The following is a 21,723-nucleotide window of genomic DNA, read 5'->3' as shown; positions in this document are numbered from 1 at the left end:
GGGGTGCTCATCCTGCCAGGGTTCGGGTGTCGGTCATCAACTGGCCGACGCTTTCACGCCACCACGTCCACGCTTTGGGCGTGGGTTGGGCGATGGCGGTGATGGGGCCGAAGAACTGCAGCAACTGGGGGGCCGACAAGCTGGGCAGCAGCACGCGCAGGATGCGCCGGTCGTACCAGCGCAGGGTGAAGCGCTGGCCTTGCGGCGTTTGTGCTTCGTTCAGATCGCGCAGGTGCTCGCGCAATGGGCGCAGGCCCAGGGCGCTGACCACCAGCACGCCCCAGTTTTCCATGGTGGCGCTGGCATCAAGCAGCAGCCAGTCGGTGAAGGGCGAGTTGGGTTTGAGCTCGACCAGGTAGGGCGCTTTGGCGGCTTCATCGGGCGGCAGCGCGCCACGGTGCAGGCAGTCCCAGCCCAGGATGTCGGCCTTGAGCAGCGCCTCGGGCAGACCGGGCACCTGCGAGGCATCGATCACCGCGTAGACGTGCGCGTCGGACTGGGTCCACAAGGTGGCTTTTTGCTGGGGCAAAGAAGACGGTGCGGACAAGGGGACACTCCAAATGACAGTGCCCCCGAGGGTATCGAAAAAAACGCGACTTCTGACGGGTGTTTGCGCCAGATGCCGCGTGATGGTCAGCGCCCGGATGAAGCCTTGTCGGCGGGAGATGGCGCACTGGTGCTGTCGCCGACTTGCCCGGCGGGCTGGGGTTCGTCTGGCACGGTGAACGCTGGATCGCGGACCCAGCGGGCCAGGTCCTTGCCGATGGCCGCCGCGCTGCGCTCCAGGATCGAGCACGTGCCCTTGAACCCGCCGAACGCGCCGCCGGTGGTCCAGCGGTTGATCTTGGTGTGGCGCACGACTTTGTTCTTCTCGATCAGGTCGGCATCGATGGTGATGGCCTTGGGGCCCGACCAGGCACCGCCGCCCACGCCCAGCACATGCGTGATCCGCAGGCGCACCACGGCGGCATCATCGGTCGCCTGGGCGCCCGTGCTGATGGTGCTGTCGCCACCCTTGTTCAGGTTGCCGAAAGCCTTGCCGACCCGTGTTTCCAGCATGTTTTCGATCTGGCATTCTTGCTTGACTTTTTCCACCACGCTGGCGCCCGGGGCGTAGGTGATGGGGGTTTCGAGCAAGACGCGGTTGGCGGCCAGTGCGGCGGCGCTGCTGGTGAGCAGGCCAATGATGATCAGTGACTTCATGGAAAGCGCTCTCCCTGAGAGGTTTTAGTGTGGTGAGGGTGTGCATGGTAGCAATCGATCCGTTCGCTGAGATCGAGTGACGAGCCAGGCGCTGAATGATGGTCGCCTGGTGCCCTTCGGGCAGGGTGATGGACAGGGATGCGCGCCCGTCGCGGTGAAGAGGGGACTGTTCATGGGCAGGGCCTCGCATTCTGATAAGCGCTGGGCGGGATTGCGTCCATGAGTTGGATCTGCGCGCCGCCGCCGGAGTTGATGTTCACCAGCGGCGAGCCCACGATGGCCACCCCGGCGGGGCCCAACACGATGGAGCTGCCACCGGCCTTGAGCGTGAGCATCACGCCGGCCTCCAGGGTGACGTTCATGCCCGCCTTGATGTGCACATCGGTGCCGGCCTTGAAGGACACGCCGGTGCCCGCTTCGCCCGCCAGGTCCTTGGCCGACTTGAGGCTGTACTGGCCGCCCGACTTGATCATCAGGTCGGTGGCCGTTTGCAGGTGCATGTCGCCGCCCACCTTTTGCTTGAAGTCTTTGCCCACCTCCAGCTGGTGGTCGTTGCCGACCTTCTCGGTCAGGTCGTTCTTGATGGTCACGAACTCGTCGTGGCCCACCGAGTGAGACGAGTCGTTCTTGACGTTGCGCAGGAAGTCTTTCTCGGCTTGCAGCCAGACGTGCTCGGAGCCCATCTTGTCTTCGAAGCGCAACTCGTTGGCGTTGCTGGCGCTGCCGCCCTTGCTGGATTGGCTCTTGAGCGTGATGACCGTGGCGTGATCGGGCAGCTTATAGGGCACCGTCTGTTCGGCGTTGTAGACGCGGCCGGTGATGAGCGGCTGGTCGGGGTCGCCTTCCAGGAAGTCAACCACCACCTCTTGCCCGATGCGCGGGATGTTGATCATTCCCCAGTTCTTGCTGGCTCAGGGCGATGAGACGCGCACCCAGCAAGAGCTGTTCGCGTCCTTCTGGCCTTCGCGGGCCCAGTAAAACTGGATCTTCACGCGGCCGTACTCGTCGGTGTGGATCTCGTCGCCGCTGGGGCCGACCACGATGGCCGTTTGCGGGCCCGCCACGCGAACGCGGATGGCGCGATCGGGCGAGCGGAACACCTCGCGGCTGATCGTTGCCGACTTTTGGCGGGCAAGACTTGTGCCGGACCCCATCTGAATGGGACGAGAGTTGAGGCATGTTCTCGATGGGGGCGTCATGCGGAGGGGTTCAGCGTTCTCCGCCCCGCTACTCTTCTCTGGTCACCCAGGTGTTTGCCGATGTCCAGGAGATGGATTTGAACGTGCTTTTTATGAGGTTCTGGTCTCTGAGCAATTCAAAGATTCCCGCTGGGTTCCATTCCTTGCCGCGCGACCAGTGAACACCCAACGGGCGTAAGAACTCAAAAACGACGACTTTCTCGGATTTTCCATTAGCGCGCTTGATGAACTCGCCTGCTTTGTCCTGAGATGCAGGCAAGAAACCGAATTGCAAGAGAGTTTGCTGTAAGGACGGATTGTTCGTTTTGACCGAAACGAAGTCTTGATCGGCGGCGATGACGCAGGGGGGCATGGCGTGGTTCATGTCTGGGCCGCCTCCCGGTAGGTGTTCGCCTGCGCCGAGAAAGTGGCTATTCCCCTTGCTTGGATTCATGCTTTCCGGGCCCATCGCGTCTTCTGGCGAATTGGCCTGGGCTCTACTGATGGTGGCTGCATCTGTCGTCAAATGCGGCTGGGTCACTTCAGGAAATGACTGACCCGCTCCTGCCCCGACGCTGGTTCGATCCAGGTCTTGTATCCATCCCAGTCCCAAGCCAAAAGGCAGCCATCGGCGGGGGAGAAGCGCACTTGCGTGAAGATGTTTTCCCGCGAGCGGACTTTAGATGCCTTCTTGCGCCAGATCAGTTGCCCTTGGGTCAGGTCGAAGGCCAGCAGGTTCTCTGCCTGGCTGTGCTGGGGCGGCGGCTCCGTGACGATGAACAACCAGCGCTGGTCGGGCGATGTCTCGGTGGCAATGATGGGGAACTCGGTATCGATGGCCGCCTGGTGCCCATCGGGCAGGGTGATGGACAGGGATGCACCCGTCGTGGTGAAGAGGGGGCTGTTCATGGGTAGGGTCTCGCATTCTGATAAGCGCTGGCCGGGATTCTGTCCATGAGTTGGATCTGCGCGCCGCCGCCATTGCCCCAGCCCGGAATGGGCCCGGCTTCGCCCACGCGCATTAGTGTGCCTGCAGGAGCCTGAACCTCGATGATGTACTGCGGGGCTTGCGGCAAGGCGAACTTCTCCTGGATCTGGGCGGGACTGAGCCCGCGCACCTCCGATTCGGGCATCATCCAGCGGCCCAATTGGCCTGAGTTGTCGCCGTCATACAGTCGAACGAAGGTAGTGTCTTCGGCCAGCCTACCCTCTTTCACAGGGATGCCTTCCGCGAACGGAGGCTTCTCAAAGCCTTGATTGGCCTCGCTGGCGGAGATCGTTCGGGTGTCGTTGAGTTTGACGGGGCCAGATGCGGCGGCTTGTTTGGATGGTTCGCGCGTAGGCGCGGGCTCCGCCGGCTTCTTGGCCAGTTGACTGGGCGACCGCGCCTCCGACACCACCTCCTTGCCTGCCGAGCCCCGCCCCCGGTGCGGCTTCAAGCTCGGATCGCTCATCAACCGCTCAATGTTGGCCTCGATCCAGCCCGTGAACTGCGGCCCCAGCTTGCTCTGGCGCAACTCAGCCGTCAGCCGCGCCATCGACGCTTCACTGCGCGTGAAGCTGCTGGTGGCCGCGCCCTTGCTCAGCCATGCCACGATGCCTTGCAAGATCACCCGCATCAAGATGGCCCCACAGCGGGCCAAGTCGCGTCCGGCCAGTTGAATCTGCTGACGCGATTGCGGCGTATTGGGTGCGTCCCACGCACGCCGAACGGCCTGTGTCAACAGTGATGTCAGCTCAACCATGCCATGTCCGATGGCCTCGACCAGGAACGCCAAGCCCAGCCAAGTGATGACGAGCACGCCCAGGTCAAAGCCCGCCTGGGCGCCAATGGCCGCACCAGGAATGGCCCCGGCCCCGCCAAAGAACACCCCCACCGCCGCGCCGATGGCCCCGCCCAATGCGGTGGAGGCGCTCAAGGCGATGAGCACCTGCATCAGCATGGGGATCAGGCCCTGGATGAAAGCGGCCACCTGGTAGCCGGTTTCCTTGTAAACCTCGGCAGGCATCTCCATCACCCCGATCTCATAAGCCTCTTTCAAAGCCTTGAGGTTGTCGGTGCAATCCAGTGGCCCCAGCCAGTTGGTCCAGCGGCTCATGGCGGATCAGGACGCCAGCGGGTCCGCGAAGTCCTTGGGCGCGGCCGGGTCGGCCGGTGCCGCAGGCGCCACGGGTTGCGCGCCGCTGCCACCACCGCCCGAGTTGATGTTGACCAGCGGCGCGCCCACGATGGACACGCCGGCCTTGAAGGATTTTCGCCGCTTCGATAATCCGCGAGGCCTGTGAGAAAGCCTCATGGCCCGCCCTTGAATTCACGAAGAGCGTTTGAAAGGATGGCTGCCAACTCTACCAACGCACCATCGGTAACGCCCCACGAATCAAGTCCCCGGGAGAGGCTTGGTTTTGGGAGGGGCTCATTGTTTTCAATTTTCTTTATCAGCTCGTTGGTGAGTTGAATGAATGCTTGCTGAGCGGCGGATGTCCATCCGTTCTTTAGTTCACCTTGAGTCAGGGGTTGTTCCAGTTCGCGAGCGAAGGCGCGCAATGCTTCTAGCAGTTCAAGTTTGGTTTTCATGGATGTAAAACTCCCCCGCCGATTAAAAATCCAGGCCTGTCCATGATCAATGTCTGGGTCGTACCGGGAGGGCTCCATTGGCAATCGGGTGCAGTAAGTGGATCACTCAGGTTCAATCAGCCCACTGAGATCAACGGGCTTGATGTGGATGTCGGCTTCGACAGCGCGCCGCAAAGTCCCAGGTTTTCTGCGCAAGGCATAAGCACGCATCACGGACAGTGGCGCGAACTCCAGGCCGGCGATCGGCGTGTGGCCCACGATCACCGGGGCATTGAAGTTGATGTTCTTTTCATCGCTCAGGGGCAAGTGCCATGTGCCCCCGAACCTGAGCCTCACGATTTCGCCCAAGTGTCGGGCGAAGGTCACGACAAGGCTGGCCTTGGCGTCGGTATCCAGCCCCTCCGACATCAGGTCGAACAACCGTTCGAGTCGTTCCAGATCGGCCAACGATGAATCCAGCTGGATGTCTCTCTTCGCAGCTTCGTCTTTTAGGGCTTCCAGCTGATCATCCATGATCATCAAGAACTCTTCAAATTTGTCCTGGGCTTCTGTCTTGTTCATAGCGATTCCTGTCATGGAATTTGAGGGCCGATCTTGTAATCGATGCCGAGTTTTTCCAAGGCCTCGATGTAGGGCTTGGAGGCACCCTTTTCCAGGATGTGCTCGACTTGCCAGCCGCGCTTGACCAACTCTGCATCCTTCTGAATGGCCAGTGCATTCTCCTTGGTCAGGCTGACCGGGCCGGTCTTGACTTGCCCTGCGTACATCTCGTCGGCCTTCAGCAGGTCGATCTGCCGGTCGGTGAGGGGCGTTTTCACCGTACCTTCGGAGGCTCCCATGGATGTGCGGTATTCCGCTTCACGGGCCAACCCCTGTTGGTAGTTGCGCATGTTGGTGTCGTACTGCTTGCTCCAGCGTGCGTAGTCCCATTTTCCACCGCGTTCCTGGTATGCATCCCAGCGGGCCGCCTTGTGTTCGGGGCTGCCGGGCTTCAGTTTCGGCTTGGATGCTGGCTTGGGCTTGGGCTTGGGTGGGGGCGATTCGGACGGAGCCTCTGGCGGGCGGTTCGCCACCTTGCTCGGCGACTGCGCCTCCGACACCACCTCCTTGGCCGCCGAGCCCTGACCCCGGTGGGGCTTGAGCCTCGGATCCCGCATCAAGGCCGCCGCGTTTTCTTCCACCCAGGTCGCAAATCGCGGCCCCAGCTTGCTCTTGCGCAACTCGGCGACCAACTCGCCGATCTTGTTGACGCCTTTCTGGGTCAGCCACAGGGCAATGCCTTGCAGCACCAGGCGGATCAGGATGGCGCCGCTGCGGGCGAAGTCTTTGCCCGCCAGTCGAATCTGCATGCGAGGCTGCGGTGATTGCGGGGCATCCCAGGCGCGGCGCACGGCCAGCTCCAGCAGGGCCGTGAGCTCGCCCAGGCTGTGCCCAATGGAATAGGCCAGGAAGCCCAGCCCCAACCAGCCCAACACCGCCAGCCCCAGGTCGAAACCAACGGCGGCACCACCCACCGCACCAGGAATGGCGCCCGCGCCACCAAAGAACGCCCCGACCAACGCACCGATCGCACCGCCCAGCGCCGTGCTGGCCGCCAGGGCGATCAGGGCCTGGATCAAGCCGGGGATCAGGGCGTCGAGGAACTGGCTGAGCTGGTAGCCCGTTTCCTTGTAAACCTCACCAGGCATCTCCATCACCCCGATCTCATAAGCCTCTTTCAAAGCCTTGAGGTTGTCGGTGCAATCCAGCGGCCCCAGCCAGTTGGTCCAGCGGCTCATGGCGGATCAGGACGCCAGCGGGTCCGCGAAGTCCTTGGGCGCGGCCGGGTCGGCCGGGGCCGCCGGTGCCACGGGTTGCGCGCCGCTGCCGCCACCGCCCGAGTTGATGTTGACCAGCGGCGCGCCCACGATGGACACCCCGGCGGGGCCCAACACGATGGAGCTGCCACCGGCCTTGAGCGTGAGCATCACGCCCGCCTCCAAGGTGATGTTCATGCCGCCCTTGATGTGCACATCGGTGCCGGCCTTGAAAGACACGCCGGTGCCCGCTTCGCCCGCCAGGTCCTTGGCCGACTTGAGGCTGTACTGGCCGCCCGACTTGATCATCAGGTCGGTGGCCGTTTGCAGGTGCATGTCGCCGCCCACCTTGTGCTTGAAGTCCTTGCCCACTTCCAGCTGGTGGTCGTTGCCCACCTTCTCGGTCAGGTCGTTCTTGATGGTCACGAACTCGTCGTTGCCCACGGAGTGTGACGAGTCATTCTTGACGTTGCGCAGGAAGTCTTTCTCGGCTTGCAGCCAGACGTGCTCGGAGCCCATCTTGTCTTCGAAGCGCAACTCGTTCGAGGTCGATGTGCTGCCGCCCTTGCTGGATTGGCTCTTGAGGGTGCTGACCGTGGCGTGGTCGGGCAGCTTGTAGGGCACCGTCTGCTCGGCGTTGTAGACGCGGCCGGTGATGAGCGGCTGGTCGGGGTCGCCTTCCAGGAAGTCAACCACCACCTCTTGCCCGATGCGGGGGATGTTGATCATTCCCCAGTTCTTGCCCGCCCAGGGCGAGGACACGCGCACCCAGCAGGAGCTGTTCGCGTCCTTCTTGCCTTCGCGGTCCCAGTAGAACTGGATCTTCACGCGGCCGTACTCGTCGGTGTGGATCTCGTCGCCGCTGGGGCCGACCACGATGGCCGTTTGCGGGCCCGCCACGCGAACGCGGATGGCGCGATCGGGCGAGCGGAACACCTCGCGGCTGTCCAGCGCGGTGAACTGGCAATTGAAGTAAGGCGCCGCGCCGCTTTGCCCTTCGTACTCGCCATAGCCCATCTGGATGCGGGTGGAGGTGACGATGTGCTCGCGGTTCTGGTCTTCGCGCGGGAACTCTTTCAGCGTGAAGCGCGAGCCGGTGACCAGGCCGCGCACATTGCCTTCGCCATACACCTGGGCGTGCAGCGACTGAAAGCCTTCCAGCCGCAGATTGGCATAGCGTTCGCCATCGGCCTTGACCAGGTGCCGGCCGGGGTAGTCGTAGACCTCGCCGCTGGCATGCGAGTGCGAGCGCGCATGCTCGTTGCTGGCCAGCAGGTTGGTCGAGGGCGTGGTGAAGTTGTAGTCGGTCAGCGAGACCTTGCCGGTGCGGATCTCGTGGTTGAACTGCCAGCGCGTGATCGCCTCCAGGTCAATGGCGCCCGACAGTGTCTCGCGGTAGACCATGTCGGCATGGCCGGCGTAGGGCGTGTGGGCGCTGTCCTTGTTGGCCAGCACCAGCGTGTGCTTGCCGTCCTTGTGCTCGAAGTAGTAGTAGATGCCCTCTTCTTCCATCAGGCGGCTGACGAAGTTGAAGTCGCTTTCGCGGTACTGCACGCAATACTCGCGCACCGGGTGGCTGCCGCTCAGCTTGTCCGAGAAGTCGGAGGAGTGCTTCTCGAAGATCTGCTTGATGATGTCGGGCACCGACTTGTTCTGGAAGACTCGGCAATCGTGCGTGCGCGTGAGCAGCCACAACCAGGGGCAGACCACCAATTGGTATTCGAACAGGCGGCCCACAAAGCCCACCTGGCCAAAGCGCGTGACGATGCCGCTGAACTCGCGTTTGCCGCCATCGGTCAGCTCCAGCTTGACGGTGATGGGCTTGCCCAGCAGGTCGTTGACCGCGATGCCTTTGTCGTCAGACAGCGCGCTGATGTTGAACTCGTATAGCTGGCCCAGCGACTCGGTGGCCGACATGGATCGCATCAGCAGCACGTCGTTGCCCAGCGGCGTGCTGATCTCCATCAGACGGGGGGGTACGGGCATGGTGGGGTCCTGAGGTTAAGGGTGTTGGGCGGTGAAGAGCCAGCCTGGCACGGGCACGCCGCCTTCGTTGCGAAGGTGGATGGCTTCGGCCCCAATGTGCGCGAAGCCCGCTTGGCCGAGCACGTGCTCGACATGGTCCTTGCGGTGGCTGTAGCGGCCGTGGGGATTGAGGTGGTACTGCTCTGCAGCATCGCCACCGTCCAGGCTCTCCACGGTGAAGATCAGCCAGCCGCCCGGGGCCAAGGCGCGCCGCGCGGCTTGGGACACCGCTTCCAGCTTGCCAAAGTAGCACAGGGTGTCGGCCGACACAATCAGGTCATGGGCTTGGTGCTGTGACTGCAGGAAAGCGGTCAGCTCGGCCTTGATCAGCTCGTCGTACACCTGCCTGGGCTGGGCCTTGGCCAGCATCTGGCCCGACAGGTCGATGCCAACCAGGCGCTGCGCATAGGGCGCGATCAGGGGGCCGCACAGGCCGGTGCCACAGCCAGCGTCCAGCACCCGCCACTGTTTGGCCGGGGTGCCGCCCAGGCGCTTGACCACGTCGGCCACGTGCTGGGGCGCGCGGTAGGTGAGCATTTCCAGGTTGGCGTCGAAGCTGTCGGCGAACTCGTCGAAGGTGTTGGCGACGTAGGCATCGTCGGCGCGCTCGGGCACATCCTGGCCAGTGCAGGCGGCCAGGTAGTGCTTGGGCACCGGGTTGTCGGGTTCTTCGGCCAGCCATTCGCGGTAGACCTTGGCGGCCTCGTCGAAACGCCTGAGCGTGTAGTACGCGATGCCCAGCATCTTGCGGGCGTGGTGCTGCTTGGGGTTGAGGATCAGGGCTTCGCAGAAGTGCTGCAAGGATTCTTGCGTGCGGCCCTGCAGCCGCAGCAGGTTGCCCAGGTTGTTGTGGGCCTCGGGGCGCGTGGCGTCCAGGGCCAGGGCCTTGGTGTAGGCCACCTCGGCTTCGTCAAAGCGCTCTTGCGCACGACGCAGGGCGCCCAGGTTGTTCAGGATGGTGGCGTTGCCGGGCGACATCTCGGCCGCTTGCTCGTAAGCATCGGCGGCCTCGGCCAGGCGTTTTGATTCCAGCAGCACATTGCCCAGGTTGTTGTGCCAATCGGGCACCTTGGGGTCGAGCTCGATGGAGCGGCGGATGTGCTTGACGGCCTGATCGCTGCGGCCCATCTGGTGGTGCAGCACGCCCAGGAAGTGCACCGCGTTGGCTTGCCGTGGCGTGAGCCGCAGAATGCGTTCATACATTTGCTGGGCCGCGTCCATGTGGCCGTTTTGATGCAATTGCATCGCGATGGGCAAAGCGTCTTTCAAGCTGACATGCTGAAGCGCTTTTGCAGGCAAACTCGAGTGTCTTTTGGCGGGCATGTCCCATTATGTCGGCAATTATTTCGGAGGTGGGGTCATGACAGGACGTTTGGATTTTGGATTACACGACGGGCCCTTTCGGATCGTGGTGCTGGGTGACTTCAGCGGCCATGGCCTGCGCGGCCAGGTCCACCCCCAGCACCTGGCGCAGCGTGTGCCCCAGCGCGTGGACATCGACAACTTCGAGGCGGTGTTCAAACGACTGGCTCCGGCCTTGTCCTTGCCTTGGCAGGGCGCTGTGGGCGATCGGCTTGAGCTGGCATTTGGCGCGGTGGACGATTTCCACCCCGACCAACTGGCGGGGCGCTTGCCGACGGTGAGCGTGGCCGCACCGGTGGCAGCCTTGGCATCGGCCGCGTCGGCTGCGGCCCCGCGCGAGGACGATGCCTCGACCCTGGAGCGCCTGCTAGGCCGCAAGCCCGAGCCTTCGGTCAGTACCGGCCTGGACGCCTTGATCCAGCGCATCGTGGCCCCGTCCCTGGTGCCCGATGTGCCGGCGGGCCAAGCCCAGTCTGTGGCGGCGCAGCAGTCCGCCCAGGGCGATCTGTGGCGCGCGGTGTTGCACCACCCCGCCTTCCAATCGCTGGAAGCCGCCTGGCTGGGTGTTCAACAGCTGGTGCGCAGCCTGGACCTGGATGGCGACCTGCAGTTGTACCTGCTGGACGTGAACCGCGCCGAGTTGCAGGCCGAGGTGGAAGCGGCCAGTGGCGACGAAGGCCAGACCAGCCTGGCGCATGCATTGCAGCGTTTGGCCGAAGCTGACGAAGAAGGCGAGCCCGTCGTGGCGCTGGTCGTGGGCCTGCAGGCATTCGGGCCTTCGGTGGCCGACCTGGGCCTGCTGGCCGCGCTGGGCGCCTTGGCCCGCCAGGCAGGGGGCGCCTTCATGGCCGCCGCCCAACCGGCCGTCGTTGGCCTGGCCTCCCTGGCGGAGGGCACGGACCCCGCACACTGGCCCGGCATGGCCCCTGACGAGCAAGCGCGCTGGGACGCTTTCAGGCGCACCCCGGAGGCCGCTGGCGTGCACCTGGCCTGGCCGCGCATCCTGTTGCGCCTGCCCTATGGCCAGGCCACCGACCCCATCTCGGCCGGGCCTTTTGAAGAGATGCTGCCTGCTTTCGCGCACGAGCAGGCCCTGTGGGGCAATGGCGCGCTGGCCTGCGCACAACTCATTGGCCAATCCTTCATGGACCGAGGCTGGGACATGCGCGTGGGCGATCTGCGCGATGTCGAAGACCTGCCCGCTTATGTGCTCGATCGCGATGGCGAGAAGCACCTGCTGCCCTGCGCCGAGGCCAACCTGAGCGAGACCGTGGGCGACCGCCTGCTGGCCCTGGGCCTCATGCCACTGCTGAGCTACAAACACCGCAACGCGGTGCGCGTCATGAGTTTCCAGGCCATGGGCTGATGCCCGATTCGGTGATGGTGGCCGCGCCAACAATGCCGTTGTCGCCTTCCGGCAGGTGGCGGCTCCAGTGGTCTTGGCGGCGCTGGACCACCACCACGCCCAGCAATGGCGGGGCCTCGTCCAGGCGGTTTTGTAGTTCTTTCTGAGATTCGCACAGGTAGCGGTTACAGACGTCCGAGCGCATCTCGCGCGGCAAGGTGCATCCGCCGGCCGTGTGGTTGATGCACGAACCCACCTGCGTCTTGGCGGCCAGGCGCTCCACGTAAGCCGACAGCACCTGCGCGGGCGCCAGGTTCGGCTGCTGAGCCATGAAACGGCGCACCGTGTCGGCCGACAGGTAGGCGGTGTCCCCACCCCGGGTGCAGCAACCGCCACGGCACAGGGCGCACACCTGGCCGGGCAATGCTGATTGGGTGTCAACGGCCACGGTGTCCGAGGGCGGCACATCATCGCCGGGCAAGAGGGCCTGCGCGATGACTTGTGTCAGGTGATCAAGGTAATGTTGACGGCGGCGCTGTGCCAGTTTGCGCTGGCGCGCGGGCCCGCTGGGCAGTGCCAGCCGCATGAATTGATCCGGCTGATGCCCGGGCATCCCGGCCTCGACCGTGGCCCACTGGGCCGTGTTCTCTGCAGACTCGGTCGCCGTCCAGACGCGCAAGCGTTCGTCCTCGACGCGGGCTCGGGTGCGTTGCTCACGCGTATTTTTGGCCCGCCAGTGCAGGTGCCGTTGAAAGGCCGCCTCGCCCATCGTGGCCCGCTGGTCCAGCACCATGCGGCAGGGCACCGCGTGGCAGATGGGGTAAAGCCCCACCGCGCCGGGTGATCGCGTGGTGAGCCCGGTGCCGCACACCACGCATTCGAGGTGCATGGCGTGGCTCACACTAGTTTGGCGGCCTTGCGCTTGATCGACGCAAAGAAGCCCTTGCTCTGGTGCGTGGCCTTGTTCTGCGACAGCCCTTCCAGCTGGATGCGCGACGAGGCGATGTTCTTGCGCGCGATCTTGAGCATCGGGTCCATCTGGGTCTTCTTGATCTTCTCGACCTTGTCCATCCAGCCGGGCAGTCCGATGTCGGCCACGAAGAAGTTGGCCACCGACGAGGTGTCGGCGCAGGTCAGCAGGTAGCAGCCCAGGATCGGGCAGTCCTCGAACACCGTGAGGTCGAGCGTTTCAGGCGTGGCCAGGCGGCGGTTGCCTGCGCGCATGTCCTTGATGGCCAGGCCCAGCGAGAACAGCTCTAGGCCCAGGCTGGCCAGGGCGTTGGCCAGGCCGATGACGACCGTGGTCGCGGTGCCCATGTCGGCGAACAGCCCGGCGATCTTGGCACCGGTGGCCGTGGCCTGCTGCGCCAGCTGGATCGAGTGCTTGGCCAGGTCGCGCTGGATGAGAACCTGCACCGCTTCGGCCGCGGCCACCGGATCACCCCGCAGGAAGCCCTTCTTGTAGTTGCGGCACTGGTACAGGTTGTAGCCGTCTTCGACCACGGCCTTGCCCGCCTTGACCAGCTTGCCACCGCTGACGAACACCCCAACCACGGGCACGATCTCGGCAATGATGTCGGCCAGCACGGCGGAGGTGATGGCCTCGATCACGTCCTCGATGCCCTCCAGGTCGGCGCACTGCACGATGAACTCCTTCACCGCCTTTTCAACGCCCGGGATGGCCGAGACGCTGCTGGTGGTGGTCTTGGCCGGGCCCGCCAACTTTTTGCTTGAGGAGCGCGCCTTCTTGGCCGAGGTCATCAGCTTCTTGGCGACGGCCACCTTGTCGGTGGAGCCAAACTTGAGCTGGGTGCCCTTGAAGGTCTGTTGCAGCAGGTCGCGACGGGCATTGGCGATGGCGCCCATGCCGATGTAGTCAGCGCGTGTCAGTGTGGTGGTGGCCATGGGTTGTTACTGCCTTGGAAAAATGGTTTGAGGAGCCGGGCCGGCCGTGGGGGCCAAGCCCGCCAGATCGAGTGCGAAATAGCCCCGGTTGTCAGCGCTCGGCCACCAGGAAGGCTTCCCAGAAGCCGGTCGCCGTGTGCTGCAGCTTGTGGTAACCGTTCATTGGGCTGTAGTGGATGTCCCAGAAGTGCTTGATCTTGATGATGTGCGTCTTGGCGTGGTTCATCTCGGTCACCGCCACGCGGTCTTCGTCCTTGATGTTTTCAGGGAAAGCCGGGATGACGGCGTTCTGGCTGATGATCCGGCCGTCGCCCAAGGACAAGGCCACGTGGCCGAACACCTTGTGTGGCGTGACGAAGTAAACGGCCATGCCCTTGGGCACGATCCACTTGCCGTTTCCGAACTTGTTGGTCACCAGCTCGGGGGGCGTGGCCAACTTGTACTCGATGTCGGTCAACCAGCCGCAGCTTGAAAACACCGGGAAGAAGTGGTTGCCGTCCTGGCCATGCAGCTTGTTGAACAAGAAGCGGCGCGAGATGGCGCCCGCCTGGAAAGCCCAGAACACCACCGCGTTGTAGCAGTTGAACTCGTAGGCGGCGCCTTGCTTGTACTGCCCGCGCACCGCCAAAGAAGGCGGCACGTTCACGTTCTGCCAGTTGGGCATGGAGGCGATGTTGGCCAGGGCATCGTCGGCCACCATGCCAGGCGTGACGCCTGGGAGGATGAACCAGCTGCGCAACTCGGCCAGCAGGTCCAGCTCTGAAGTTTCAGGCAAGACCTTGACGCGGGCCAGCTCGATCGCCAGAAAGGCCGGATCGGTCAGGAACAGCCGGGTGGCCAGCATCAAGGCGCGTTTGGCGCGCCTGGGCTCGCGGTTGGTGGTCCGGTCGTCCGAGGAGCCCGTGGCCCCCAGCGACAGGATGCCTCCGATGGCCGACTGCTGGCCAGCCGACAGCTTGTTGACCTCGTCCACCATCTCTTGCCAGTCGACGGTGGACAGCTTGGCCTTGACGTAGGCCAGCGTGTCGGTGAGCCGCTCGTCTTTGGTTTTGAGGAAACGCATTTCAGGCATGGCGGGGTCTTTCAATCAGGTGGGCATCAAAATCATTCCAGACGGGTGACTCGCCGTGACTTCAGCGCGATCAGGGCGCCGTGCTCACTGTCTGCGTTTTGGGGTCGACCAGGAAGCGGCCGCCGCGTTCGTTCTGGATGAGCAACTGGCCGTTGGCCTGCAAGCTCATCGACTTGAAGAACACGTCCTGCACATCGCCCTCTTTGCCAGGCACGCGCTGGTTGTCATAGACCTTCAAGGTCCACAGCTGTGAGCCAGTGGTTTCATCGACGGCCGCGAGGTAGCCGCCCATCTGTTCGAAGCCAGCGCTCAGGCCGTTCCTGACCTGCTCATAGCGCACGCCGCCAATCGACACGGGCGGGACGGTGGGGGCGGGGATGCGGCTGCCTGATTTTTGCATGATGACTTGCTCCTGAGGGGGGTGAGACGGCGCGCTGATCACGCAGCCCGAAAGGCTGGCCAAGCCGGCCAGCAGGCACCACGGTTTAACGTTCCAGCGCACTTTTGACCACCCCGTCGTGCAAGGCGCCCGCGCAGTCCGCGCAGAACCAGGCCCAGCTGTCGGCGTTCTCAAGGGCCTTGGCGGCGTTCAGCTTCTTGGGGTTGATGCCTTGGTGTTCGTAAGCGTGGTCCTTGGTCTGGAGTTCGCGGTGCGTCAACTCGTGCACGACGATGCGCGTCCAGTTGGTCAGGCCGCTCAAGGTGTTCTGTGAGCCGAAGAATTCTTCTTCGATGTAGACCACGTCCAGCGGGTCGCCCCACACAAAGGCCTCGGCGCCGGCGTTCTCGGCGGTGCCGCGCTCTGACACCGAATCGGTGTAGATCAGGCGCCCGGACTTCAGCTTGGCCGACAGCTTCTTCAGTCCGGCGTTGAGCACGCCCGCGGCCGCGACGATGTCAGTGTCCTTGCTGTTGTTGTCGGCGAACCAGCGCTCAATCAGCGCGAAGTTGGCTTTGTTATTCGGGCTACTGGCCACCGACATGGCTTTGTGCACCCACTTCAGGCCTTCTTGCGAGGCATTGCTCAGGTGCTTGCGCTGCTCCAGCGTGAAGCGCTCGCTTTGGTCCACCAGCTTGGTCGACACGTTGGCGATGCCGCCTTTGAGCGCCTCGTGGGGCCAGTCGGTGAACGAGGTCGGGAGCGACAGGCACCACACCTTGTGCCCGCCAAATCGCTTGAGCAGGTAAGTGTGTCGCAAGGTCTTGAGCGCGCCCAGGCGCTTGGCCAGCTCGCCATCCACCGTGGCGCCCGAGCCCGTGCCGCTCAAGTCCTCGCCTGCCGCTTTCAACAACGAAACAGCCTCGTTGCTGCCTTTCACCGCGGCTTTGGACAAGTGCTTGCGCAACTCGTCCACAAAGCTGGCCTCGCCAATCTCGAAGCCGTCGGCGCCGGCCAGTTTGCGGGCCCGGACGATGAACGCCTGCCACTCTTTGTCGCTGGAGAACTTCTTGCTGCCGAGGCCTGAAATGACCTCGGCGTAGGCTTCAGAAAATCGGGTGGCCATGGGGTGCCTCTTTTGGTTGATTCCGACAGCAACTCAGGCAAAGTTGTACGAGAACTCGCCATTGGTGACGTCCACGGTCACGCCACCCACGGGCTGCCCTTCCATCATCCGCGTAAGGAACTCGCGCGAGACATCGGGCAGCATCGTGTTGGTCAGGATCGCATCGATCATGCGGCCGCCCGATTCGCCTTCAGTGCAGCGCGACACCACCAGCTTGACCACGTCTTCGCTGTAGTTGAAGGGGATCTTGTAGCGGGCCTCGACGCGCTTTTTGACGCGGTTCAGTTGCAGCTTGACGATCTGGCCCAGCATGACATCCGACAGCGGGTAGTAGGGGATGGCGACCAGGCGGCCCAGCAGCGCGGGCGGGAAGATCTTGAGCAGCGGCTCGCGCAAAGCCTTGGCCATGCCTTCGGGGTCGGGCATAAGGTCCGGGTCTTTGCACAGGCCGGCGATCAGGTCGGTGCCGGCATTGGTCGTCAGCAAAATCAAGGTGTTTTTGAAGTCGATGAAGCGGCCTTCGCCATCTTCCATGAAGCCCTTGTCAAACACCTGGAAGAACATCTCGTGCACATCGGGGTGGGCCTTCTCGACTTCATCGAGCAGCACCACGCTGTAGGGCTTGCGTCGCACGGCTTCGGTCAGCACGCCACCTTCGCCATAGCCCACGTAGCCGGGCGGCGCGCCTTTCAGGGTACTCACGGTGTGCGCTTCCTGGTACTCGCTCATGTTGATGGTGATCATGTTCTGCTCACCGCCATACAGGGCTTCTGCCAGGGCCAGCGCGGTTTCGGTCTTGCCGACGCCCGAGGTGCCCGCCAGCATGAACACGCCGATGGGCTTGCTGGGGTTGTCCAGGCCCGCGCGCGAGGTCTGGATGCGCTTGGCGATCATGTCCATCGCGTGGTCTTGACCGATCACACGTTGCGCCAGCAAGGACGACACGTTCAGGATGGTCTCGATCTCGTTGCGCGCCATGCGGCCGACGGGGATGCCGGTCCAGTCGCCAACCACGGCAGCCACGGCCTGGTAATCCACCGTGGGCAGGATCAGCGGAGTCTCGCCTTGCAGCGTGGTCAGCTTGTCTTGCACTTCCTTCAGTTGGGCCAGCAGGGCAACGCGTTCGGCCTCCACCTGCTCGGCGCTTTGCACGGGCGCTTCAACGGCCGCGACGGCCGCGACGGCCGCGACGGCCGCGACGGCTTCGGCGGCGGCTTCCAACGGGCTGCCTGTGCCTTCGACAGGGCGGATGCCGGCACGCAGTTTGGCACGCAAGGCCAGGAGTTCATCGACCAGGGCGCGCTCTGCGTTCCAGCGATCTTCCAGGCCAGCCAGGCGCATGCGTTCTCCGGCCAGCAGCTCGGTGGCATCGCTTTCGCGCTTGCCGATGTCGATGCCGATGGCCTTCTCGCGGCCAATGATGCCCAGCTCGGTTTGCAAAGCCTCGATGCGCTTGCGGCAATCGTCCACTTCAGCGGGCGTGGCGTGCAGGCTCACGGCCACGCGCGCGCAGGCGGTGTCCAGCAGGCTGACGGATTTGTCGGGCAGTTGGCGAGCGGGGATGTAGCGGTGCGACAGCTTGACGGCGGCTTCCAGTGCTTCGTCCAGGATCTGCACCTTGTGGTGCTTTTCCATGGTCGAGGCTACGCCGCGCATCATCAAAATGGCGCGTTCTTCGGTGGGCTCGTCCACCGTCACGGTCTGGAAGCGGCGGGTCAGCGCGGGGTCTTTTTCGATGTACTTCTTGTACTCGGCAAAGGTGGTCGCGCCCACGGTGCGCAAGGTGCCGCGCGCCAGGGCAGGCTTCAGCAGGTTGGCGGCATCGCCTGTGCCGGCGGCACCACCCGCGCCGACCAGCGTGTGCGTTTCGTCCACGAACAAAATGATGGGCTTGGGGCTGGCTTGCACTTCGTCGATGACGGCGCGCAGGCGTTGCTCGAACTCGCCCTTCATGCTGGCGCCGGCTTGCAGCAGGCCCACGTCCAGCGAGCGCAGCTCCACGTCCCTCAGCGATGGCGGCACGTCGCCACGCGCGATGCGCTGCGCGAAACCTTCGACCACGGCGGTCTTGCCCACCCCGGCCTCACCGACCAGGATGGGGTTGTTCTGGCGGCGGCGCATCAGGATGTCGACCACCTGGCGGATCTCGTCGTCGCGGCCAACGATGGGGTCCATCTTGCCGCTGCGGGCTTGCTCGGTCAGGTCCACCGTGAACTTCTTCAGGGCTTCCTGCTTGCCCATTTGCGCGGGCGCAATCGCGCCGCTGGTTTCACCGGGCGCACCACCAATGCCGGAGCCATCGCTGGCGCCCAGGCCGTCTTCGGGCGAGCCTTCGATGATCTTGGCCAGGTTCTCGCTCAAGTCATCGGGCTTGACCTTTTCGAACTGGCGCGAGATGGCGAACAGCGCATTGCGCAAAAAGCTCGTCTTGAGCATGCCCAGCAGCAGGTAACCGGTGCGCACGGCGCTGTCGCCGAACATCAGCGAGCCATAGACCCAGCCGCGTTCAACGGTTTGGCTGATGTTGTCCGACAGGTCGGAGATGGACGTGGCGCCACGCGGCAGGCGGTCCAGCGCGGTGGTGATGTCCTTGGCCAGCACCGAGGTGTCCAGGCCGTAGTGCTTGATGATGCGGTGCCAGTCGCTGTCGGGGTTCTGCACGATCTGCGCAACCCAGTGCTCCAGCTCGACATAAGGATTGCCCCGCAGTTTGCAGAACACGGTGGCGCCCTCGACGGCTTTGTAGCCGGTGCTGTTGAGTTTGCCGAACAAGGTGACGCGGTTGATTTCTCCCATGGGGGATCCTTTCAGTCTGATCGTTTGTGTTTAAGCGGCGGCGCGGGGACCTTGCGAGGGTCGTCGCCAGGATTCGGGGTGAAGGGTGAGCGAGTCGGCGTGGCCAGCCTGGCGGCGCTTGCCCACCCAGCTGGTCCAGCCCAGGCGGCCATTCAGGCCGGGGCGCGTGGCAGGCACGTCGGCGCTGCGCAGGTGCAGGCGCACGTCCCAGTCCAGCTCCATGCTGAAATACTGGCGCACCAGCGCGGTCACGCCGGCCATGGCTGGGCCATCGGGCAAAAAGGCTTCGTACTGGGCCAGGCTGAGCGGGCCTATGTGGATGCGGAACTTGTGCTGCCGGTCCCAGACCTTGCCGCCCAGCACGGCGCCTGATCCGAGCTGCGAGCTGATGCTGCCGCCACGCTCCATGCGCGTGCGTTCGCTGACGGGAAGCGACATCCAATGGCCGACGAAGCTCTCGATGCGCACGCGTTGGCGCAGGTAGCCGCTGAGCAGCGATTCGAGCCCTTCGGCATTGCGCACCTGGCGCGCCAGGTGGCCGGCGAAGTACAGCTTGATGTGGTCAGGGGCGGCATCGCGTTGGCGCCACGTGGGCCCACCGATGCCGACCAGTGAGCCCACGTAGTCGGCGAAGCGGTCCTGGTTGGGCCGGTCCAGACTGACGGTGGGCTGGGCCTGCGCCCAGGCGCGGTAGAACAGCAACAACAGCCGGTGGTGGAACAGGTCGGCGAAGCGCGAGAAGGTGGTGTCGCCGTGGTGCAGGATGCGTTCGCGCGCGTGCTCGGTCAGGTGCAGCGGCAAGGGGCCGTTGGGGCCGAACAAACCAAAGAAGCGCACCTCCAGGCGGGGCATGGCGCCATTCACGCCGTACTTGAAAGAGGACAAGGTGCTGGGCGCAAAACCCAGGTCGGCCGTTTGCCCCAGCCGCAGGGGCTCATCGGACGGCTTGCGGGCGGTGCCCAGCCGCGGCTTGCCCGGGTGCGCCGCTTCGATCCAGCGCAAGGCGTGGAAGAAGTCGTAGCGGTACGGCTCGGCGGCCAGGGCCGCGAACGGATCGCTTGGGCGCACTTCGGTGGTCATCAGATGATCGCCCGGGTGCCAACGCGTGGCACCCAGCGTTTGATGTCGCCACGCGATTGCGAACGCAGCGTGGTTTCGGTGAAGGCGTTGATCGACACGTGCCGCGCGAAGAAGTTCTCCAGCACGGCGCCGAACAGGAAGGCGCTCAGGCCCTGGAAGGCCATCTCGTCCACTTCCAGGTTGATGGCCAGGCCGCGCCCGAAGGTGATGGGGCCGGGCATGGGCAGGCGCCGCACGATGGCTTGCGTGCTGACCGAACGCAGGCCTTCGATCTGCTTGAGCATGCCGCCATCGCCGTTGTCGGCGTACAGGGTGAGCAGTTCGCGCAAGGCGGCCGCGCCCTGGTGCGCGTCGGTGTCCAGCAGCGACAAATAGTTGAGCGACAACTGGTTGACGAACTTCCAGGCGATGCCGCCTTCGCGCAGGGCCGACAAAGGCTTGGACGGACCCTTGATGACGCGGATGGCCTTGACCGGCGCCGAGTCATCCAGCGTCAGGTCGCTCTGGCCCAGGCCCACGGGCATCAGCAAAGGCAGGTCGCGGTTGGTGCACAGGGCGCTCAGGCCCAGTTGGCGCAGGTCGCCGGGGTAGGGCGCCTCGCGCGGATCGACCAGCGAGATGTACAGCTCGGTGCCCACGTAGGATGAGCGCGCGCCGTTGCGCTTTTGCGTGGTCGACAACAAGCGCGGTTCGCGCTGGATGGCGTAGTAGGCATTGTGCTGGCGGTCTTCAGTGTGGAAGGCCGCGTAGAAGGGCAAAAAGCGCCGCTCGCTGTCGATGCCCACGCCATAGCCGTTCACCTCCAGCAGGTCGTAGATCTCGAAGTCCATCGGCCGGGTGCGGTCCACCAGCACGTGGTAATCGTTCTGCGTGGGCGTGACGTGGATGCGGTCGCAGCGGCGCTCGAACAGGTTGATGGCGGGCGTGCAGTTCAGGGCCAGGTTGCTGGCATCGACCACGCTCTCCAACGAGGCATCGGCGCGGTCGAACAGCAGCACGATTTCGGCCTCGGTGCCGCCCTGTGCGCGCAGTGCGTCGCCCACGCCCTTCAGGTCGAAGAACAAAAAGCGCTGCGGAAAAGCGAAGTACTCTTGCAGCAGGCGGTAGCCCGAGAAGCCGCGCAGGCTCAAGGGCAGCAGCGCGTGCTCGTCGTCAAAGCCCACGGGCTGCACGGTGGTGGCCGGCAAGAAGGTGTGCTGCGTGCTGCCTTTGCCGCTTGGCATGACCAGCGTGCCGATGGTGCTGCCCAGCACGCGCTCGTGCAGCTTGTAGGCGATGTCGTCGCTGCCGCTGAAGTGCAGGCGCAGGTCGTTCAAGGCCAGCTGGCTGAAGTTGACGCCCGCGGTGGTGCGCAGCTTCAGGCGCAGGCCACCTTTGACCTTGCGGCCCACGGGCAAGGTGGACAAGGGCAGGTCGGCCGCGTAGCTGAAGTACTCGACGCCGGTGATCTCCAGCGGCCACAGGGTCACGTCGTGCGCGGTGCGGAACTGGCAAGGTGTTTCGTCCTTGCCCAACTGGCTGCCGCGCATCGGGCTGCCACGCGGCACGATCACGCCGCGCGCCAGGTTGCTGTCGCCCAGGTCGGGCTGCAGTTGCGCGATCAGCATGGCCGGCGTGGGCGCCAAAAAGTGCGGGTGCACGATCTCCAGCAGGCGCTGCGTGAAGCGCGGGAACTCGGCGTCCAGCTTGAGCTGCACGCGCGCGGTCAGGAAGGCAAAGCCCTCTAGCAGGCGCTCTACATACGGGTCGTTGACCTCGATGCCATCGATGCCCAGGCGACCGGCGATCTTGGGAAACTGCTGGGCGAACTCGGCCCCCATCTCGCGCAGATGCTGCAGTTCCTGGTTGTAGTAGCGCAGCAGTCGCGGGTCCATGGGGCTC

Annotated in this window: 20 protein-coding genes and 1 pseudogene; 1 reads left to right on the top strand and 20 read right to left on the bottom strand. The window is 64.3% G+C overall.

Annotated features, from left to right (window positions below):
• Positions 1–7 precede the first annotated feature (7 nt).
• The 12 genes and pseudogenes from H7225_RS04290 to H7225_RS04230 all read right to left on the bottom strand — a co-directional run bounded on the left by H7225_RS04290 (position 8) and on the right by H7225_RS04230 (position 10,046).
• A complete protein-coding gene (locus H7225_RS04290) occupies positions 8–547 on the bottom strand; it encodes a DUF4123 domain-containing protein (RefSeq protein WP_290659550.1) in 540 nt (179 codons plus the stop codon).
• An 86-nt stretch (positions 548–633) separates the two neighbouring features.
• On the bottom strand, positions 634–1,203 hold the full coding sequence (locus tag H7225_RS04285; protein WP_290659549.1) for a hypothetical protein: 570 nt from the start codon (positions 1,201–1,203) through the stop codon (positions 634–636).
• Positions 1,204–1,775: 572 nt separating this feature from the next.
• Positions 1,776–2,261: pseudogene (gene tssI, locus H7225_RS18315) on the bottom strand (type VI secretion system tip protein TssI/VgrG); the annotation flags it as partial.
• Positions 2,262–2,430: 169 nt separating this feature from the next.
• Positions 2,431–2,922, bottom strand: coding sequence for a hypothetical protein (locus H7225_RS04270; RefSeq protein WP_290659547.1), 492 nt, complete (start codon positions 2,920–2,922; stop codon positions 2,431–2,433).
• On the bottom strand, positions 2,919–3,290 hold the full coding sequence (locus H7225_RS04265; protein WP_290659546.1) for a hypothetical protein: 372 nt from the start codon (positions 3,288–3,290) through the stop codon (positions 2,919–2,921). Before H7225_RS04265 ends, H7225_RS04270 begins: the two co-directional genes overlap by 4 nt.
• A complete protein-coding gene (locus H7225_RS04260; RefSeq protein WP_290659545.1) occupies positions 3,287–4,480 on the bottom strand; it encodes a DUF6861 domain-containing protein in 1,194 nt (397 codons plus the stop codon). Before H7225_RS04260 ends, H7225_RS04265 begins: the two co-directional genes overlap by 4 nt.
• A gap of 6 nt (positions 4,481–4,486) precedes the next feature.
• On the bottom strand, positions 4,487–4,678 hold the full coding sequence (locus H7225_RS04255) for a hypothetical protein (protein ID WP_290659544.1): 192 nt from the start codon (positions 4,676–4,678) through the stop codon (positions 4,487–4,489).
• Positions 4,675–4,956, bottom strand: a complete 282-nt coding sequence (locus H7225_RS04250) for a hypothetical protein (protein WP_290659543.1) — start codon at positions 4,954–4,956, stop codon at positions 4,675–4,677. The genes H7225_RS04255 and H7225_RS04250 overlap by 4 nt, the downstream gene beginning before the upstream one ends.
• Positions 4,957–5,058: 102 nt before the next feature.
• Positions 5,059–5,517: a hypothetical protein gene (locus tag H7225_RS04245; RefSeq protein ID WP_290659542.1), complete on the bottom strand. Its 459-nt coding sequence runs from the start codon at positions 5,515–5,517 to the stop codon at positions 5,059–5,061.
• Positions 5,518–5,528: 11 nt separating this feature from the next.
• Entirely contained in the window at positions 5,529–6,734 is a 1,206-nt protein-coding gene (locus tag H7225_RS04240) for a DUF6861 domain-containing protein (RefSeq protein ID WP_290659541.1), read from the bottom strand.
• Positions 6,735–6,740: 6 nt separating this feature from the next.
• Positions 6,741–8,738 carry a type VI secretion system tip protein VgrG gene (locus H7225_RS04235; RefSeq protein ID WP_290659540.1) on the bottom strand — a complete coding sequence of 666 codons (1,998 nt, stop codon included), beginning with the start codon at positions 8,736–8,738 and terminating at the stop codon, positions 6,741–6,743.
• 15 nt (positions 8,739–8,753) lie between these two features.
• Entirely contained in the window at positions 8,754–10,046 is a 1,293-nt protein-coding gene (locus H7225_RS04230) for a tetratricopeptide repeat protein (protein ID WP_290659539.1), read from the bottom strand.
• Positions 10,047–10,137: 91 nt separating this feature from the next.
• On the opposite strand from H7225_RS04230, the gene H7225_RS04225 reads away from it, so the two are divergent.
• The gene (locus H7225_RS04225; protein ID WP_290659538.1) at positions 10,138–11,505 is read left to right on the top strand and encodes a type VI secretion system contractile sheath large subunit; all 1,368 of its coding nucleotides are present in this window, start codon (positions 10,138–10,140) and stop codon (positions 11,503–11,505) included.
• Here H7225_RS04225 and H7225_RS04220 read toward each other — a convergent pair.
• From H7225_RS04220 to tssF, 8 genes are all read right to left on the bottom strand, one after another.
• A complete protein-coding gene (locus tag H7225_RS04220) occupies positions 11,480–12,373 on the bottom strand; it encodes a hypothetical protein (RefSeq protein WP_290659537.1) in 894 nt (297 codons plus the stop codon). The genes H7225_RS04225 and H7225_RS04220 overlap by 26 nt on opposite strands.
• Before the next feature lie 8 nt (positions 12,374–12,381).
• Positions 12,382–13,389 carry a hypothetical protein gene (locus H7225_RS04215; RefSeq protein WP_290659536.1) on the bottom strand — a complete coding sequence of 336 codons (1,008 nt, stop codon included), beginning with the start codon at positions 13,387–13,389 and terminating at the stop codon, positions 12,382–12,384.
• A gap of 91 nt (positions 13,390–13,480) precedes the next feature.
• A complete protein-coding gene (locus H7225_RS04210; RefSeq protein ID WP_290659535.1) occupies positions 13,481–14,461 on the bottom strand; it encodes a hypothetical protein in 981 nt (326 codons plus the stop codon).
• A 70-nt stretch (positions 14,462–14,531) separates the two neighbouring features.
• Positions 14,532–14,861 (bottom strand): hypothetical protein, encoded by a 330-nt coding sequence (locus tag H7225_RS04205; RefSeq protein ID WP_290659534.1) that lies wholly within the window; start codon positions 14,859–14,861, stop codon positions 14,532–14,534.
• 85 nt (positions 14,862–14,946) lie between these two features.
• On the bottom strand, positions 14,947–15,966 hold the full coding sequence (locus H7225_RS04200) for a M35 family metallo-endopeptidase (protein WP_290659533.1): 1,020 nt from the start codon (positions 15,964–15,966) through the stop codon (positions 14,947–14,949).
• Positions 15,967–15,999: 33 nt separating this feature from the next.
• A complete protein-coding gene (tssH, locus tag H7225_RS04195) occupies positions 16,000–18,762 on the bottom strand; it encodes a type VI secretion system ATPase TssH (protein WP_290659532.1) in 2,763 nt (920 codons plus the stop codon).
• A gap of 30 nt (positions 18,763–18,792) precedes the next feature.
• On the bottom strand, positions 18,793–19,842 hold the full coding sequence (gene tssG, locus H7225_RS04190; RefSeq protein ID WP_290659531.1) for a type VI secretion system baseplate subunit TssG: 1,050 nt from the start codon (positions 19,840–19,842) through the stop codon (positions 18,793–18,795).
• Positions 19,842–21,716 (bottom strand): type VI secretion system baseplate subunit TssF, encoded by a 1,875-nt coding sequence (tssF, locus tag H7225_RS04185; RefSeq protein WP_290659530.1) that lies wholly within the window; start codon positions 21,714–21,716, stop codon positions 19,842–19,844. Before tssF ends, tssG begins: the two co-directional genes overlap by 1 nt.
• Between the last annotated feature and the right edge of the window lie 7 nt (positions 21,717–21,723).

The sequence above is a fragment of the Aquabacterium sp. genome, assembly GCF_014378415.1.
GTDB lineage: Bacteria > Pseudomonadota > Gammaproteobacteria > Burkholderiales > Burkholderiaceae_C > Aquabacterium.
This window is presented reverse-complemented; position numbering and strand designations above follow the sequence as displayed.

Coding starts and splice junctions, on each gene's coding strand:
- H7225_RS04285 (WP_290659549.1), bottom strand. CDS start 1,203: ATGAAGTCACTGATCATCATTGGCCTGCTCACCAGCAGCGCCGCCGCA.
- H7225_RS04265 (WP_290659546.1), bottom strand. CDS start 3,290: ATGAACAGCCCCCTCTTCACCACGACGGGTGCATCCCTGTCCATCACC.
- H7225_RS04260 (WP_290659545.1), bottom strand. CDS start 4,480: ATGAGCCGCTGGACCAACTGGCTGGGGCCACTGGATTGCACCGACAAC.
- H7225_RS04255 (WP_290659544.1), bottom strand. CDS start 4,678: ATGAGGCTTTCTCACAGGCCTCGCGGATTATCGAAGCGGCGAAAATCC.
- H7225_RS04250 (WP_290659543.1), bottom strand. CDS start 4,956: ATGAAAACCAAACTTGAACTGCTAGAAGCATTGCGCGCCTTCGCTCGC.
- H7225_RS04245 (WP_290659542.1), bottom strand. CDS start 5,517: ATGAACAAGACAGAAGCCCAGGACAAATTTGAAGAGTTCTTGATGATC.
- H7225_RS04240 (WP_290659541.1), bottom strand. CDS start 6,734: ATGAGCCGCTGGACCAACTGGCTGGGGCCGCTGGATTGCACCGACAAC.
- H7225_RS04235 (WP_290659540.1), bottom strand. CDS start 8,738: ATGCCCGTACCCCCCCGTCTGATGGAGATCAGCACGCCGCTGGGCAAC.
- H7225_RS04225 (WP_290659538.1), top strand. CDS start 10,138: ATGACAGGACGTTTGGATTTTGGATTACACGACGGGCCCTTTCGGATC.
- H7225_RS04220 (WP_290659537.1), bottom strand. CDS start 12,373: ATGCACCTCGAATGCGTGGTGTGCGGCACCGGGCTCACCACGCGATCA.
- H7225_RS04215 (WP_290659536.1), bottom strand. CDS start 13,389: ATGGCCACCACCACACTGACACGCGCTGACTACATCGGCATGGGCGCC.
- H7225_RS04210 (WP_290659535.1), bottom strand. CDS start 14,461: ATGCCTGAAATGCGTTTCCTCAAAACCAAAGACGAGCGGCTCACCGAC.
- H7225_RS04205 (WP_290659534.1), bottom strand. CDS start 14,861: ATGCAAAAATCAGGCAGCCGCATCCCCGCCCCCACCGTCCCGCCCGTG.
- H7225_RS04200 (WP_290659533.1), bottom strand. CDS start 15,966: ATGGCCACCCGATTTTCTGAAGCCTACGCCGAGGTCATTTCAGGCCTC.
- tssH (WP_290659532.1), bottom strand. CDS start 18,762: ATGGGAGAAATCAACCGCGTCACCTTGTTCGGCAAACTCAACAGCACC.
- tssG (WP_290659531.1), bottom strand. CDS start 19,842: ATGACCACCGAAGTGCGCCCAAGCGATCCGTTCGCGGCCCTGGCCGCC.
- tssF (WP_290659530.1), bottom strand. CDS start 21,716: ATGGACCCGCGACTGCTGCGCTACTACAACCAGGAACTGCAGCATCTG.